The sequence below is a fragment of the Delftia sp. BGA-UO-ETr-SB1 genome, assembly GCF_059567865.1.
The window spans coordinates 442,123-457,880 of sequence record NZ_JCAQOW010000005.1; the positions used below are offsets into that span (position 1 = coordinate 442,123).

Annotated in this window: 15 protein-coding genes; 6 read left to right on the plus strand and 9 right to left on the minus strand. The window is 67.8% G+C overall.

Annotated features, from left to right (window positions below):
• Nucleotides 1-102: 102 nt before the first annotated feature.
• Nucleotides 103-795, plus strand: a complete 693-nt coding sequence (locus AC57B5_RS12130) for a Crp/Fnr family transcriptional regulator (RefSeq protein ID WP_496399611.1) — start codon at nt 103-105, stop codon at nt 793-795.
• Between the two features lie 16 nt (nt 796-811).
• Here AC57B5_RS12130 and AC57B5_RS12135 read toward each other — a convergent pair whose 3' ends face one another.
• Both AC57B5_RS12135 and AC57B5_RS12140 read right to left on the minus strand, forming a co-directional pair.
• Nucleotides 812-3,094 carry a sensor domain-containing diguanylate cyclase gene (locus AC57B5_RS12135; RefSeq protein ID WP_496399612.1) on the minus strand — a complete coding sequence of 761 codons (2,283 nt, stop codon included), beginning with the start codon at nt 3,092-3,094 and terminating at the stop codon, nt 812-814.
• A gap of 120 nt (nt 3,095-3,214) precedes the next feature.
• Nucleotides 3,215-3,850, minus strand: a complete 636-nt coding sequence (locus tag AC57B5_RS12140) for a Crp/Fnr family transcriptional regulator (protein ID WP_013803698.1) — start codon at nt 3,848-3,850, stop codon at nt 3,215-3,217.
• A gap of 140 nt (nt 3,851-3,990) precedes the next feature.
• Here AC57B5_RS12140 and AC57B5_RS12145 point away from each other — a divergent pair, with 140 nt between their 5' ends.
• The gene (locus AC57B5_RS12145) at nt 3,991-5,874 is read left to right on the plus strand and encodes an EAL domain-containing protein (RefSeq protein WP_496399613.1); all 1,884 of its coding nucleotides are present in this window, start codon (nt 3,991-3,993) and stop codon (nt 5,872-5,874) included.
• Nucleotides 5,875-5,971: 97 nt separating this feature from the next.
• On the opposite strand, the gene AC57B5_RS12150 is transcribed toward AC57B5_RS12145, so the two are convergent.
• Together AC57B5_RS12150 and xdhC are read right to left on the minus strand one after the other, a co-directional pair.
• On the minus strand, nt 5,972-7,303 hold the full coding sequence (locus AC57B5_RS12150) for a urate hydroxylase PuuD (protein ID WP_496399614.1): 1,332 nt from the start codon (nt 7,301-7,303) through the stop codon (nt 5,972-5,974).
• A 186-nt stretch (nt 7,304-7,489) separates the two neighbouring features.
• A complete protein-coding gene (gene xdhC / locus AC57B5_RS12155; protein ID WP_099751206.1) occupies nt 7,490-8,374 on the minus strand; it encodes a xanthine dehydrogenase accessory protein XdhC in 885 nt (294 codons plus the stop codon).
• 130 nt (nt 8,375-8,504) lie between these two features.
• Between xdhC and AC57B5_RS12160 the strand changes: the two genes are divergently transcribed.
• A complete protein-coding gene (locus AC57B5_RS12160) occupies nt 8,505-8,993 on the plus strand; it encodes a hypothetical protein (protein ID WP_065346741.1) in 489 nt (162 codons plus the stop codon).
• A 53-nt stretch (nt 8,994-9,046) separates the two neighbouring features.
• Here the strand turns inward: AC57B5_RS12160 and AC57B5_RS12165 are convergent, their stop codons facing one another.
• A complete protein-coding gene (locus tag AC57B5_RS12165) occupies nt 9,047-9,436 on the minus strand; it encodes a hypothetical protein (RefSeq protein WP_496399615.1) in 390 nt (129 codons plus the stop codon).
• A 93-nt stretch (nt 9,437-9,529) separates the two neighbouring features.
• Here AC57B5_RS12165 and AC57B5_RS12170 point away from each other — a divergent pair, with 93 nt between their 5' ends.
• Nucleotides 9,530-9,859 carry an Arc family DNA-binding protein gene (locus AC57B5_RS12170; RefSeq protein WP_012204047.1) on the plus strand — a complete coding sequence of 110 codons (330 nt, stop codon included), beginning with the start codon at nt 9,530-9,532 and terminating at the stop codon, nt 9,857-9,859.
• Between the two features lie 65 nt (nt 9,860-9,924).
• Here AC57B5_RS12170 and AC57B5_RS12175 read toward each other — a convergent pair whose 3' ends face one another.
• The gene (locus tag AC57B5_RS12175) at nt 9,925-10,509 is read right to left on the minus strand and encodes a BPSL1445 family SYLF domain-containing lipoprotein (RefSeq protein WP_013803704.1); all 585 of its coding nucleotides are present in this window, start codon (nt 10,507-10,509) and stop codon (nt 9,925-9,927) included.
• A gap of 318 nt (nt 10,510-10,827) precedes the next feature.
• Between AC57B5_RS12175 and AC57B5_RS12180 the strand changes: the two genes are divergently transcribed.
• Nucleotides 10,828-11,217, plus strand: a complete 390-nt coding sequence (locus tag AC57B5_RS12180) for a DoxX family protein (protein ID WP_013803705.1) — start codon at nt 10,828-10,830, stop codon at nt 11,215-11,217.
• 106 nt (nt 11,218-11,323) lie between these two features.
• Here AC57B5_RS12180 and uraH read toward each other — a convergent pair whose 3' ends face one another.
• The gene (uraH, locus tag AC57B5_RS12185) at nt 11,324-11,674 is read right to left on the minus strand and encodes a hydroxyisourate hydrolase (protein ID WP_012204044.1); all 351 of its coding nucleotides are present in this window, start codon (nt 11,672-11,674) and stop codon (nt 11,324-11,326) included.
• A 347-nt stretch (nt 11,675-12,021) separates the two neighbouring features.
• On the opposite strand from uraH, the gene ggt reads away from it, so the two are divergent.
• A complete protein-coding gene (gene ggt, locus AC57B5_RS12190; protein ID WP_012204043.1) occupies nt 12,022-13,842 on the plus strand; it encodes a gamma-glutamyltransferase in 1,821 nt (606 codons plus the stop codon).
• 96 nt (nt 13,843-13,938) lie between these two features.
• Here ggt and glxR read toward each other — a convergent pair whose 3' ends face one another.
• Complete coding sequence (glxR, locus tag AC57B5_RS12195; RefSeq protein WP_496399616.1) at nt 13,939-14,853, minus strand: 2-hydroxy-3-oxopropionate reductase; 915 nt, start codon at nt 14,851-14,853, stop codon at nt 13,939-13,941.
• A 50-nt stretch (nt 14,854-14,903) separates the two neighbouring features.
• Entirely contained in the window at nt 14,904-15,704 is an 801-nt protein-coding gene (gene hyi / locus AC57B5_RS12200; protein ID WP_012204041.1) for a hydroxypyruvate isomerase, read from the minus strand.
• Nucleotides 15,705-15,758 lie beyond the last annotated feature (54 nt).

The following is a 15,758-nucleotide window of genomic DNA, read 5'->3' on the forward strand; positions in this document are numbered from 1 at the left end:
GCGAAGTCCCGCAGGCGTCCGGGGGCCGGTGATCAGGGTTTGCAGCGTGCCAATTCATGCAATGAAGCAGCAGACTTCCATTGAAGATTTGCATCAAGCACCATGCAGCCGCCCACGATCAACGCCGTCCTCAAGTCCGCGCCCTTTGCGCCCCACCTGAGCAGGGCCCACCTGCTCAGGTTGCGGCGGGAGGTGCTGTTGCGGCACATACCGGCCGGCACCCCGCTTTGCCACAAGACGCACCGGGCCGGCCACTGGACCGGTGTAGTCCAGGGAGCGGTCAAGATCCATGCGCTGTCGCCTACCGGGCGCAGCACCACGCTGGCCACCTTTACCCCGGGTTGCTGGTTCGGCGAGGGCACACTGCTCAAGCACGAATGCTGGCCGTTCGACGCAACGGCGATCGAGGATACGCTGGTGGCGCTGATGCCGGCCAGCACCTTTCACTGGCTGCTGGAGCGCAGCCTCGGCTTCAACCGCTTCCTGCTGGACCAGCTCAATGCGCGCCTGGGCCAGTTCATCGGCCGCTGCGAGCATGCGCGGCTGCACCATTCCAGCCGCCATGTGGCGCACTGCATCTCGGAGCTGACCGACTCGAGGCTGTATCCGGACAACGGCAACCGGCACCTGGGCATGTCGCAGGAGGAGTTGGCCAGCCTGGCCGGCGTATCGCGCCAGATCGTCAATCGCACCCTGGGGGAGCTGGAGGACATCGGAGCGGTCCGCGTCTCCTATGGCGCATTGACACTGATCGATCCCGAAGGACTGCGGCGCTTCAGCGAATCCTTCGAGTGAGGCACGGCCGCGGCGCTCATGCAGCCTCCAGCACCTCGACGCGGTTGCGGCCCTTGCGCTTGGCCGCATAGCAGGCCATGTCGGCCGAGCGCAGCGCGCTGCTGACCGTGTGCTGGCGCGCATCGAGCACCACCATGCCGACGCTGGCGCCCATCAGGTAGCGCTGGCCCTCGTGCGCGCCTTCCCAGTCCTGCACGGCCATGCACAGGCTTTGCGCCAGCAGCATGCCCTGCTCCGCCGAGGTGCCCGCCAGCAGCACGGCGAATTCATCACCGCCCAGGCGCGCCACCCAGCCCAGCGGCCGGACCACGCTGTCGATCAGCCGGGCCATGTGGCACAGCACCTCGTCGCCCGCCGCATGGCCGCCCTGCTGGTTGACGTGGGCGAAGTGGTCCAGGTCCAGGAACAGGATCACGCCATGCTGCTGCAGGCCGACGGTCTCCTCCGCCGCCTCTTCCTCCGCCTCTTGCGCCTCCTCGACCGTGGCGACGGCGGTGTTGTCGCTCTGCTGCAGGGCGGATTCACCCTGCTGCAGCGCCTCGGCCGGCAGGCGCTGGGCGGCACTGCATTCCTGCAGCCATTCATGCAGGCGCATGGCAAAGGCCTCGCGGTTGGGCAGCAGGGTCAGCGGATCGTGCATGGCCTTCCAGCCCGGCTGCTCGCGCACCAGTCGCTGCATGGTCACGTCCTCGACCACCCAGACCAGGGTGGGGTCTGCCGGCACCACGGCGCGCGGCTCCAGGCCGCGCTGCAGGCGCTGCAGGCTCTGGCCGTGCAGGCGCACCCAGATGGGGCGGCCGTCCTTGCGGACAAAGCACTGCTCGCTGTCGAACTGGCCGTACATGTCCAGGTCCTTGCGCACGCGCTCCAGCAATTGGATGTGCGCCGCGTCGGAGGCGCACAGCTGGCGTATCGCCTGCCCCTGCAGCTCGCGCGGCGGGTAGCCGAGCATGCGCGCGGCCTGCAGGCCCACCAGCTCCAGATGCGCCGACCGCGTGACCACCAGGCCCACGGGCGCGTAGTCCATCAGCGTCTGCAGCTGTAGTTGCAGCCGGCCGACCTCGTGCGCCTGCTCCTGCCCCATCTGCCCCAGGCGATGCAGGGCCTGCCACAGCGTGGAGGCTTCGCCCCAGGCATGGGTCCAGGGCATGCGCCAGCCGCCTTCCTCGGCATGGCCCGGCTCGGGTTCGGGCGCGGGATCGGGCTCCTCGGCAATGAGTCTTCCCTGGCTCGCCAGCCATTGGCGTGCAGTGCGGTGCAGGGCCGCCATGGGTTCGGTGACCAGGATCAGCAGCAGGACCAGCAGGCCAGCGACACCGGCCACGGCGGCCATCAGCCACCACAGCACGCGCGGCGCCAGGCTGGGCGCAATGGCTTCCTCGGGGGTGATCCTGACCACCAGCCACTGCGGCAGCGGCATGCCTGCCGTCGTCACCAGGTAGCCCCCGCGCCGTTGGGTGTCGGGGCCCACCTGCACTGAGCCGGCCGCAGGGTCCTGCAGCCAGTCCGCGCCCAGGCCGGGCTCGGCCTCGGCGCGCGCCGACCAGCGCGAGGGGTCGGAGTGGGCCAGGATCTGCCCGTCGCGCTGCATGACCAGCAGGCGCCCGCCGGAGCGCGAGGGATCGATGCTGGGCGGCAGCAGGGCCTGGGCGGACATGCGCACTCCGGCCGACAGCACGCCGCTGACCGTGCCGTTGCCGGTGCGCAGCGGCACGGCGTACAGCAACTCCATCATTCCGGGATCAGCCCCCTTGCGCACCATGGTGGAGACCACCGGCCGGCCATCGGCCAGGCTGCGCCGCATCACGTCGCGCACGCCTTCGTCCAGATCGACCAGGGGCTCGGAACGGCCGCCGCGCAGGCTGAGCTGCAACTGGCCACGCGCGTCGGCCAGTTGCAGGGTGTCGAACAGCCGCACGGATGCGTCTCCGCGCAGCATCTCGCCCATCAGCCGGCTCGGGTCGCTGCCCTGGTCGGCAATGCCCTGGGCCAGCACCCACAGCAGGCGCTGCTGCTGCTCCAGCCGCGCGGCCAGCATGCGCGCCACGGTATCGACCTCGTCGGCCTGCCGGGCCATGGCGCGCTCCAGTGTCTGCTGGCGCATGTTGTGCGAGACCCACCAGGCACTGCCAAGGCCCGCCAGCAGCACGGCCGCAGCGGCCAGCGCCAGCACCGTGCAGCGCATGGCGCCCCAGCCTGTGGCCGCGCGCGGCCGCGAGGGTGAATCCGGCAGCTGCGGAGCATCCTGGGATGCCAGCAGTGCCTGGAAAAAGGGAGATCGGCGGGCGTCCAGTGACATGACGCCATCAATATATGCAGGCCCGAAAGCCGTCCCACTGGGTGGAACCCGCGAACCAGTGGATACCCCGCCCCGCAAGGCCCGGCGCTTGCAGGCCGGCACCCGTCAGCGGCGTGGGAATCAGCCTACTGCGAGCACTTCGAGGGCCGCCGGCTTGGGCAGATCGATGACATTGCCCCTGCCCGCGATGAGCCCGTGCTCACGCAACTGGCGCAGCACGCGCGAGAAGGTCTCGGGCGCAATGCCGAGCTGGGCGGCGATCAGCCGCTTGCGCAGGTGCAGCGTCACGCGCAGGCCGCCAGCCTCGTGCGGCATGGCATGGCGCAGCAGCCACTGGGCGCAGCGCGCCTCGGCGTCCTTGGACAGGCGGCTCACCGCCAGCTCGGTCTGCGCGCAGTAGGCCTGGGCCATGTCCTGCAGCAGTTGCTGGGCGGGCGAAGGCAGCTGCGAGACGGCCTTCAGGAAGTCGGCCTGGGGCAGTTGCTGCACGCGGACATCGCTATCGGCCAGCATGTCCAGGCTGCTGCCGCGCCGCTGCAGCACAAAGGCCGCATCCAGCCAGGCAGGCCCCTCCACGACACCGAGCTGGTGGCGCATCTGCCCACCCTGGCCTATGCCCAGGAGCACGCGACCGCGCTCCAGATACATCACCGTATCCGGCGACTGCCGACGCAGCCTGAGCCAGGTACCCGCGGCCAACACCTGGGCGGAACCCGGCGCGAAGGCGAAAGCTTGCAAGGAAGACAGGGCGAACATGCATGCAACTTTGCCGGCTTTGCTCCCGCCGCGTTTTGAGCCATGTCAATCCACCGCCAGCACACCTGTCCGCAGGCGGCATACTTGTCACAAGAATGTCACCAGTGAAACGTAATGTATCCAACTGAAAAGTTGAGCCCATGATCGATCCCCAGATGCTCGCCAGCCTGCCCGCTGCCGCGGCCGTGCTCTCCGCCGCCGTACGGTCCGGCGCAGGCCCCGTGGCGCAGCTCATGCGTGCGGGCGGCCTGTACTGCGTCTTCCAGCCGCTGGCCGACTTGCGCAGCGGCAGCATCTATGCGCATGAGGCGCTGATCCGCGGCCCCCATGGAACGCCGCTGCACACGCCCGACGCCCTGCTCGAGGGGGCGGCGGCCGAGGGCATTCTTCGGGAATTCGAGCTGCTGGCGGTCTGCGTGGCGCTGCAGGACTGGGGCCGGCAGAGTGCGCCGGGCCGGCTGTTCGTCAACCTCAGCGCCCAGGCGCTGGTGCAGGCCGTGGGGGTCTGCGGCCCCGGCATGGTCGGGGACACGGTGCGCAGCTTCGGCGTGCAGGCCCGCTCCCTGGTGGTGGAGATCACCGAACACGACCATGTGACCGACATGCCCGCCGTCTGTGCCGCCGTGAAGGCCGTGCATGCCACGGGCGCGCGCCTGGCGCTGGATGACTTTGGCGACGGCCGCTCCAGCCTGCGCCTGTGGTCCGAGGCCAAGCCCGACTTCGTCAAGATCGACAAATACTTCATCCACCAGATCGAGCAGCGCCCGGCCACGCTGCAGCTGCTGCAGGCCATCAAGGGCATTGCGGAGGTCTTCGGCACCACGCTGATCGCCGAAGGCATAGAGACCGAGGACGAGCTGCGCACCCTGCGCGACCTGGGCATTCCGTATGGCCAGGGCTGGCTGCTGGGCCGCCCTGCCGAAACCGCCCAGCCCCAGATCAGCACGCAGGCGCGCAGCGTGGCCCAGGACCCGCGCGTGGCCGTGCTGCCCCACCAGGGCCACAGCGCGCGCCCGGGGGTGTTGCGCAATCTGATGGTGATGCAGGCGCCCTGCGTGGTGCCCGCGGCCAGCAACGACGAGGTGGCCGAGCTGTTCCAGGCCGGCCAGCAGCTGCATGCCATTGCCGTCGTGGAGGCCGGCCGGCCGCTGGCGCTCATCAACCGCCAGCAGTTCATGAACCACTACGCCACGCTGTACTTCCGCGAAGTGCACGGGCGCAAGCCCTGCCTGGCCTTTGCCAACGTGCAGCCGCGCATCGTGGAGCTCGATTGCGATGTGGACCAGCTCGTGGGCATCCTGACCTCGCAGGACCAGCGCTACCTGAGCGACGGCTTCATCGTCACCGACAACGGCCGCTATGTGGGCCTGGGCACGGGCGAGCAGCTGGTGCGCCGCGTGACCGAGGCCCGCATCGAGGCCGCGCGCCACGCCAACCCGCTGACCTTCCTGCCCGGCAACATCCCCATCAGCCTGCACATGCAGCGACTGCTGGACAGCGGCGCCGGCTTCGTGGCCTGCTACGCCGACCTCAACCACTTCAAGCCCTTCAACGACCACTACGGCTACTGGCGCGGCGACCAGATGATCCGCCTGGTGGCGCGGCTGGCCGTGGCGCACTGCGATGCGCGGCGCGACTTCGTGGGCCATGTGGGCGGGGACGACTTCATGCTGCTGCTGCAAAGCGAGGACTGGCAGCGGCGCTGCGAAGGCATTGTGGGCGCCTTCGCCAGCGAGGCGCGCCAGCTGTTCGACGACCAGGCGCGCAAGGCCGGAGGCATCTGGGCCGAGGACCGCCACGGCATCCGGCGATTCTTTGCCTGCACCACGCTGTCCATCGGCGTGGTGCGCGTCACGCCGGGCAGCGTGCTGGCACCCGAGGACATCGCCAACCTCGCGGCCCTGGCCAAGCAGCAGGCCAAGGCGCAAAGCCTGCCGGGCCGCGGCGCCATCGCGCTGCACACGCCGCGCGATGAAGCGCGGCGCCCGGCCCTGCACGGCACCGCAGCAGCCTGGCCTGCCTGAAACAGAAAGCCCGCAGGCTCTTGCGAGGCTGCGGGCTGGTGGCTGGCCGCCGAACGCTGACAGCAAACGCCGACAGCGTCTGGGCGCGGCCCAGCGATCAATTCACCGATGCACCAGACTCGTACCAGCGCTTGACCATGCTGCGCTCGTCATCGTTCAGGGCACCCGGATTGCCAAAGGGCATCTTGCGCAGTTGCACCACCTGCTGGTAGATCTGCTGGGCGTGGGCCTTGACCTGCTCGGGCGAGTCCAGGCGCACATTCTTTTGCTGCAGGGCGGCACCGTGGCAGACCACGCAATGCTGCTGGAAGAAGGGCGCCATCTGGGCGTAGCCCACGGCGCCGTCGGCGGCGGGAGCAGCGGTCGCAACGGGTGCAGCAGCTTCGGCACCGGGCGCCGCCGTAGCAGCGGGCTCGGCACCAGCAGGCGCCTGCACGGCAGCGGGAGCCGGTGCGGGGGCTGCGGCAGGCGCAGACACAGGGGCGGCGGCAGGCGCCGGTGCAGGCTTGAGCCAGACGGCCGTGCCGATCAGCACCAGCACGCCGACCAGGGCGTAGGGCCAGGGATGGGCATTGCGGCCCAGCTTGAAGCCGTGGCGCATCACGAAGAACTGGCGGATGGCAGCGCCCGCGAACATCATCAGGATCAGCACCAGCCAGTTCAGCTCATGGCTGTACAGCCAGCCGTAGTGGTTGGACAGCATGGCGAACAGCACCGGCAGCGTGAAGTACGTGTTGTGCACGCTGCGCTGCTTGCCGCGCTTGCCGTGGATGGGGTCCACGGGCTGGCCTTCCTTCAGGGCCTTCACCACTGTGCGCTGGCCGGGGATGATCCAGAAGAACACGTTGGCGCTCATCGAGGTCGCCAGCATGGCACCCATCAGCAGGAAGGCGGCCTGGCCCGGGAAGATGTGGCAGGCCAGGAAGGCCGCGATGCACACCAGCACCAGCACCATGGCGCCCACCGTGGCGTCGCCGTTCTTCTTCTGGCCGAAGACGCGGCAGATGCCGTCGTACAGCAGCCAGAACACGACCAGGAAGGCCAGGGCCGAGGCAATGGCCGCAGCCGAGCCCATGGCGTTGGGATCGGCCGGATTGACGAGGTAGATCTTGGCGTTCCACAGATACGACACCGTCAGCAGCGCAAAGCCGCTGAGCCAGGTGGTGTAACTTTCCCAGTAGAACCAGTGCAGGTGGTCCGGCAGCTTGGGCGGGGAGACATTGAACTTGACGGGGTGGTAGAACCCACCGCCGTGCACGGCCCAGAGTTCGCCGCTGACGCCCTGCTTCTTCAGGTCGTCATCGACAGGCGGCGTCAGGCTGCTGTCGAGGAAGACGAAATAGAAGGAGGAACCGACCCAGGCGATGGCCGTAATGACGTGGAGCCACCGCAACAGCAGGTTGGCCCAGTCGAGAATGTAGCTTTCCATAGCTCTCAACCTTGGCAGCGTGGGGGCCGCCGGTGTTCAACCTGCTCACCACTGCGGGCGCTCTGAGCAGAAGAAAAAGGCCGCGCACCCGGTAGATATACCGCCGGTGCACCGCTGCGACCATTTCGTAGACACAAAGTGTATGCAATTTTTCGACAGCCAGCCGGCTTGCGCGACATCAATTCACTAGAGATTTCCCTGATTCTGCGCGGGCGCGGCGCTGCGCCGCTGCAGCAGCTGCGCCGCCACGGCCACCGCGATCACCTCAGGCTCCTTGCCCTTGATGCCGGGCACGCCGATGGGGCATGTCACATGGTCCAGCTCCGCATCGCTGAAGCCGCGCTCGCGCAGCCTGCGCCGGAAGGTGGCCCATTTGGTGGCGCTGCCGATCAGGCCCACATAGGGCAGGTCGCCGTGCTGGCGCTGGCGGCTCAGGCATTGGGCGACCACCTCCAGGTCCTCGGCATGGCTGAAGCTCATGATCAGCACCTGGGAGCCGGTGGGCAGGTCGGCCACGGCGGACTGCACGGGATCGGAGTATTCACACTGCACGAGCTCGTGCTCCTCCTCGGGGAAGACCGAATCGCGGCTGTCCACCCACATCACGCGGTAGGGAAGATTGCACAGCAGGCGCACCAGCGCATGGCCGACGTGGCCTGCACCGAACAGGGCCACGCAGTCGCGTGGCGGCTGCAGCCGCTCGCGCAGCATGTCCATGCGGCCCTGGGGCACCAGCACGAACCTCAGCATCACCACGCCGCCGCAGCACTGGCCCAGGCTGGGACCCAGCGGATAGCGGTGCTGGTGCTCGGCAAGGGCGGGACCGGCCTGCCCAGGCTGTCCGGGCAATCGGGCCTGAAGGGCAGCGTCGCGCAGCAGGCTGCGCGCGCGGTCGATGGCGTCGAACTCCAGGTGCCCGCCGCCAATGGTGCCGGCCACGCGGTCGGCAAACACGGCCATCCAGGCGCCGCGCTCGCGCGGCACCGAGCCGCGCGACTCCATCACCTCGACCCAGCACAGCGGCCCCTGCGCAAGGCCCTGCTCGACTTTCTTGAACGTGTCACTCCACATGGGCGCACCTGACAGCCCGTCGTGGCGCCTGCGGGCTTCGTTGGAATTTGTTGCGGGATTTTCCGCTGCGGCACTTGAGTTTTGCGCTCCGACTGCCGGTGCCGCAGCGTTTCAGGATACGCTCGCAATCATGCCCGATTCCCCTGATTCCTCTCAGCACAGTTCCGTGCAAAAGCCACGTTCCGGCCGTCCCTGGCTGTGGGCGGGACTGATGGCCGCCATTGCCTCCCTGGTCACGGCCTGCAAGTCGCCACCCGGCCCCGGCCCGCGCCCCGACGAGGCCACCTCCAGCGCACAGCTGCAGTACCGCAAGGTGGCGGCCAACCATCTGTACGCGCGCAATGCCGAGCGCATCTACAAGGGCCAGCTGCCGCCCATGCTCTACGCGATCGGCGTGCTGCAGGTGCAGATCGACCGCAACGGCCAGGTCCAGCGCCTGCACTGGATGCGCGCGCCCAGCCATGCCCCCGAAGTGGTGAGCGAGATCGAGCGCCTGGTGCGCGCCGCCGCGCCCTTCCCCGCCCCGGCCGGCGCCGCCCGCATCACCTATACCGATACCTGGCTCTGGGACAAGTCCGGCCGCTTCCAGCTCGACACGCTGACCGAAGGCCAGCTCTGAGCCTCAGGCCGCCAAAGGCTGGTTCATGCCGGTTCATGCCGGTTCATGCCGGCTCAGGCAGATTCACGCGGCTGGCCGTCGGCAAAGCTCCTGGCGCTTCTGAGCAGGCAGGTCACGGCATACAGCACCAGGTCGTCCGGGGCATCGTCGTTCACGCGGTCGATGACCTCGATGGCATAGCCCAGGTCCTGCGACATCTGCGGCAGCACGCCTGCCGCACGGTCGCCGGCCTGCAGGCTGGCCACCGCCTGGTCAGCGTTGGCGTGGTAGCCGCGCAGCAAATCACGCGCGGCACACACCATGGCCGAGTCGGCGCGTTCGGCATGCAGCTCCAGCACGCCTAGGGCCGCGCCCATGTGGCACAGCGCATCGACCGCCAGTACCTCCTGGTGCTGTGGTGAGTATCTTCGTTGGCTGCGGCCCGGTGGGTTGACTGTCGTCATGGCTCCCCTTGCGCGGGACCGTGCTGGTCCCGAAGCAACAATACCTTTCAGGTCCCTTGCAGTCAATACCTTTCCGGTCCATGATTGCCGGCGATGAAACAGACCGATCCTCAGTACAAGCTGCGCCTGCCGCAGGAACTCAAGGACCTCGTCGAGGAGGCAGCCAAGCGCACCGGCCGTTCCATGAACGCCGAAGTCGTGGCCCGGCTGCAGACCACGTTCGAGGCCCCTCTGCTCGGCCGCCTGTCGGCCGCGACGGACCCTGCGCTGGAATGCGAGGAGCCCGTGAGCATCTACGACATCAAGATGAGCGCCGAAGCCGTGGAGCGCATCGAAAAGCGCCTCGAACGCATAGAGCAGGCCGTGCTCCCGCCCGCTGCGCCGGGCAGCGCCAATGAAGACGGCGCCGCTGGCGCCGACTGAGACGATCGCACAAAGAAAAACCGGCCCGCAGGCCGGTTTCGTTCAAAGGCCCCTCAGGGCCTGGATCACTCGACCACCTTGGTGATCTTCGAGCCCTGCAGCGACACGCCGGCTTCCAGGCCCGCATTGGTCAGCACATAGCTGGTCACGGGGCCCTGGGCGGTCGTGGTGTCCACGCTGCCATTGGCGCCCACCTTGCCTGCGGCCACCGTGGCATCGGCGCCCACGGACCAGCCCTCGCTGGCCAGGAACTTGTCCAGCGCTTCCTGGGTGTTGAACACATAGATCACAGCCTTGGACTGGCCGCCTGCCTGCCAGCCCACCGAGGCGCCGGTCGTGCTGTAGTAGCCCTTGTTCTGGCCGCCGACGCGCAGCACGCCGCGGCCATGCTCGACACCGATGACGAAGCTGCCGCCGATCACCGAGGGGAAGATCAGCACGCCCTTGGAGCGGGCCACCATTTCCTTGGAGCCTGGCGCCGTCTGGTACAGCCGCTCCAGCGCGGCGTTGGCTCGCGCATTGACGGTGGTGGCATCAGCGCGCGGCGCGGACTGGGTTTCCGGCTTGGTGGTGGTGCAGCCGACCATGGCAATGCTGCCGGCCGCCAGTGCAGTGGCCATCACGACGGTACGCAAAGAAAACTGACGCATGGGAAAACCTGCCTTTCTTGATTGGACGTTTTGGGGAGACCCCATCGGTTCATTGGATTGATCACCTTGCCTCACGGTCCCGGGCACCCCTTCCAGTGCTCGCAAACCGTTTCCGAGACAGGCTGGGGATGATGCTAGGCGGCTTTGCGGTACTTGTGATGAGACATGTCACAAGTTGCGCCATAGGACTACAGGCCCGCAGGAAATGTCTGAAAATCCCGTGCCGGGCCGCCACAGCCGACACCGAAAGCGCGCTGATGCCAGAATGCACGCACAGCAACACCCGGCCCACCGGGCCTATCCACACCGAGGGAGTTCATGAAGTTCTGGAGCCACTTTCACCATCCCCAGGCAGCCATGGTGCTGCTGCGCGTCACGCTCGCGGTCCTGTTGCTTTTTCACGGCTGGGCCAAGCTGCGCTACGGCATAGGCAGCATCGAGCGCATGGTGGAGTCCACGGGCGCACCGGGCTGGCTGGCCTATGCGGTCTATCTGGGTGAGGTGGTGGCGCCGCTGCTGCTGCTGGTCGGCCTGTGGGTGGTGCCTGCGGCGCTGGTGATTGCGATCAACATGGTCGTGGCCTTCGCGCTGGTGCACACGGGCCAGGTGATGCAGCTGCACAGCTCGGGAGGCTGGGCGCTGGAGCTGCAGGCCTTCTTCTTCATCACGGCCCTGGTCGTGGCCATGGGGCATTCCAAGGGCAAGTAGCCCGCACGCTTGCTGGAGCCCCAAAAGCAACGGCCCGCAATGCGGGCCGTTTTTCGTTTCAGGGCTCACTCCAGGCCATCCCCCGACAGCCTGCCTGCAGCAGGGCTCAGGAGCCCCGGTACGTGGAATAGCTCCAGGGGCTGACCAGCAGGGGCACGTGGTAGTGCTGGTCGGCATGGGCCACGCCGAAGTCAAGGCTCACCTTGTTGAGGAAGTTGGGCTCGGGCAGTTGCACGCCACGGGCCTTGAAGTAGGCCGCCACGTCGAAGGTCAGGCGGTAGGTGCCGGTCCTGAGGCTGTTGTTGTCGAACAGCGGCGCATCGGTACGGCCGTCGTGGTTGAGCACCAGGCTCTTGATCAGCGTGGCCTGGTCGCCATCGGTGGAATACAGCGCGACAGCCATGCCGGCTGCGGGGCAGCCATTCATGGTGTCGAGGACGTGGGTGCTCAGGCCCATGGAAATCTCCTGTGCGGCGGGAGCTGGCCCGCCCGGTTGTCATTGGTTGGTCAATGCACGGAGCGCGGCGCGCGACAGCACTCGCGGCCCTGCCCTGCATTCGCAAAGTGTATACAGTTTTTGTACGCCCTTGAAGGGCGTTGCACGGCCGACGCCTAGGCAGATACCCGCACTTTGGGCGCCCGGGCCGGCGCGCGGGGAGGCTGCCGACGCCATGCTTCTACACTGTGGTCCGCCGCCGCCCTGGCCGCAGGACCCTCCGGCCGGCGCACACAGGGCGGCACAGGACGCGCGCTCTTTTTCCACTGTTCCACTGTTCCACTGTTTCATCTGCCAAGGAGATACCGATGCAACTTCGCTCCCCCTTGCTTGCAACCAGCCTGGCGCTGGCCATTGCCAGCCTGGCCGCCTGCAGCAGCACGCAGCCGCCCGCGGCTTCGGCGGCGCCAGCACCCGTGGCCGCAGCGCCTGCCCCGGCAGCGGCGCCCATCACGCAGAGCAGCGCGGCCCAGGCCGCCAGCGCCGCCTATGACTTCGACATGGATGTGTTCCATCCCGTCGTGGGCAGGAGCGGCATGGTGGCCAGCGAGCAGGAGCTGGCCTCGCGCATCGGCCTGCAGATCCTGAAGTCCGGCGGCAATGCGGTGGACGCCGCCGTGGCCATGGGCTTTGCGCTGGCCGTGGCCCTGCCCAACGCAGGCAACATCGGCGGCGGCGGCTTCATGGTGGTGCATGACGCCAAGAGCGGCAAGAACATTGCGCTGGACTTCCGCGAGGTCGCGCCCTCCAAGGCCACGCGCGACATGTACGTGGGTGCGGATGGCAAGGTCATCGACGGCAAATCGCTCTACACCCACTACGCCGTGGGCGTGCCCGGCACCGTGGCCGGCATGGAGCATGCGCTGAAGAAATGGGGATCGCTGCCTTTGTCCACGGTGATTGCGCCGGCCGCAAAGCTGGCCGACAAGGGCTTTACGGTCAGCGAGACCCTGGCCAAGATCCTGGAGCAGGAAAAGAAGAACATGGGCCAGTGGCCCGCCACCCAGGCCATCTTCTGGCGCAACGGCGAGCCCCTCAAGCGTGGCGACCGCCTGGTGCAAAAGGACCTGGCGCAGTCGCTGCGCCTGATCGGCCAGCAGGGCTCCAAGGTGTTCTACGAAGGCTCCATCGCCCGCAAGATCGCGGCCGAGATGGCGCCGCATGCAGGCGCCCTCTCGCTGCAGGACCTCAAGAGCTACAAGGTCGCCGAGCGCGAGCCGCTGCGCGGCACCTACCGCGGCTACGAGATCGTGACCATGCCGCCTCCGTCCTCCGGCGGCGCCCACCTGATCCAGATCCTCAACATGATGGAACGCTGGCCCATGAACCAGTGGGGCGTCAACAGCGCGCAGAGCATCCACTACATGGCGGAAAGCATGAAGCTGGCCTATGCCGACCGTGCCGAATACCTGGGTGATCCCGACTTCGTGACCGTGCCGCTCAAGGGCCTGACCTCCAAGCGCTATGCCGAGGCACTGGCCGCCGGCATCGACCCCTACCAGGCGCGCGCCGGCAAGGACATCCGGCCCGGCAAGCCCCAGCCCTATGAGAGCGACCAGACCACGCACTACTCGGTGGTGGACAAGGCGGGCAACGCCGTGGCCGTGACCTATACGCTGAACACCAACTTCGGCAGCGGCATCGTGGCCAAGGGCACGGGCATCCTGCTCAACAACGAGATGGACGATTTCTCGGCCAAGCCCGGCGTGGCCAACGCGTATGGACTGGTCGGCGGCGATGCCAATGCGGTGGCCGCAGGCAAGCGCCCGCTGTCGTCGATGACGCCGACCATGGTGCTCAAGGGCGGCAAGCCCGTTCTGGTCACCGGCAGCCCCGGCGGCGCACGCATCATCACCACCGTGCTGCAGACCGTGGTCAACACCATCGACTTCGGCATGAACCCGGCCGAGGCCGCCGCCACGCCGCGCTTTCACCACCAGTGGACGCCCGACGAGCTGCGCGTGGAAAAGGGCATCAGCCCCGACACCGTGGCCCTGCTCAAGTCGCGCGGCCACAACGTTGCCGTGAAGGCGTCGATGGGCCGCACGCAGACCATCGAGCTGCGCGACGGCATGCTCTACGGCGCCTCCGACCCGCGCAACCCCGACGGGCAGACACTGGGATATTGAAGCAAGAAAAAGCCGCGCCCGTTGCCGAGCGCGGCTTTTCACAACAGGGCGGCGCAAGGCCGCCCTCCCACCAATCGTTGTCTCAAAGGCCGGCCATCAGTCCTGGACCTTCTGGCCCACTTCGAAGTTGGCCTGGATCTCCAGCGCACGCACCATGCCCGAGTGATCCCAGTTCGCGCCGCCGTGGGCCACGCAGCTGTTGAACAGCTCCTGCGCCTGGGCGGTGTTGGGCAGGGACACGCCGAGCTGGCGCGCGCTGCTCAGGGCCAGGTTCAGGTCCTTCTGGTGCAGCGAGATGCGGAAGCCCGGATCGAACGTGCGCTTGATCATGCGCTCGGCATGCACTTCCAGGATCTTGGACGAGGCAAAGCCGCCCAGCAGCGCCTCGCGCACGCGGGCCGGGTCGGCGCCGGCGCGCGACGCGAACAGCAGGGCCTCGGCCACGGCCTCGATGTTCAGCGCCACGATGATCTGGTTGGCCACCTTGGCGGTCTGGCCGTCGCCGTTGCCGCCCACCAGGGTGATGTTCTTGCCCATGCGCTCGAACAGCGGCTTGACGCGCGCGAACACATCCTCCGGGCCGCCGACCATGATGGACAGCGTGGCGTTCTTGGCGCCCACCTCGCCGCCGGAGACCGGCGCATCCAGGTACTGGGCGCCGATGGCCTCGATGCGGCGCGCGAAGTCCTTGGTGGTCACGGGCGAGATGGAGCTCATGTCCACCACCACCTTGCCGCTGCTGCCCTTGAGGCCGGCGGCCACGCCGTCCTCGCCGAACAGCACCTTCTCGACATCGGGCGTGTCGGGCAGCATCAGGAAAATGATGTCGGCCCGCTCGGCCACGCCGCGCGCCGTGGTGCACTGGGTGGCGCTGCTCTCGGCGATCTGCGCGGGGATCTTGCCCAGGGTGTTCACGAACAGCTGGTGGCCGGCCGTCAGAAGGTGGCCCGCCATGGGCGCGCCCATGATGCCCAGGCCCACGAAACCAAGCTTGAGAGAGGATGCATTCATGCTGTGTACTCCTTGTCGTTTTTGAAAAGCTGAAAAAACTCCGGCGGCGCTCAGGCGGCTACTGCCGCGCGCACGCTGGTGTGGGCGTCCAACCAGCCCAGGCCCGATTCGGTATCGCGCGCGGGCTTGTACTCGCAGCCCACCCAGCCCTGGTAGCCGATGCGGTCCAGGTGCGCGAAGAGGAAGGGGTAGTTGATCTCGCCCGTGCCCGGCTCATTGCGGCCCGGGTTGTCGGCCAGCTGCACATGGCCGATGCGCGCCAGATGCTTTTGCAGCGTGGCCGCCAGTTCGCCCTCGGTGCGCTGCGCGTGGTAGATGTCGTACTGCACGAAGGCGTTGGGCGCGCCCACCTCGTCGAGGATGGACAGGGCCTCGTCCGTGCGGTTCAGGTAGAAGCCGGGAATGTCGAAGGGGTTGATGGGCTCGATCAGCAGGCGCAGATTGGCCGCGCTCAGCGCCGATGCGGCAAAGCGCAGGTTGTCCACGAAGGTGCGGCGCAGCAGCGCGGCATCGGCACCGGCAGGCGCCTTGCCGGCCAGGCAGTTGAGCTGGGGCACGCCCAGCGCATGGCCATAGGTCACGGCCTTGGCCACGCCGGCGCGGAACTCGTCCACGCGGTCGGGGTGGCAGGCAATGCCGCGCTCGCCCGCATCCCAGTCGCCGGCCGGCAGGTTGTGCAGCACGATCTGCAGGCCGTGGGCGTCCACGCGCTCCTTGATCTCTTCGACCGTATGGGCGTAGGGAAACAGGAATTCCACGGCCTCGAAGCCGGCGCGCGCCGCGCGCTCGAAGCGGTCGAGGAAGGGCACCTCGGTGAACAGCATGCTGAGGTTGGCAGCAAAACGGGGCATGTCAGAAGTCTCCGGTAGTCGTTTGGTGGGTTGGGAGCGGCAGGGCACGCAGGG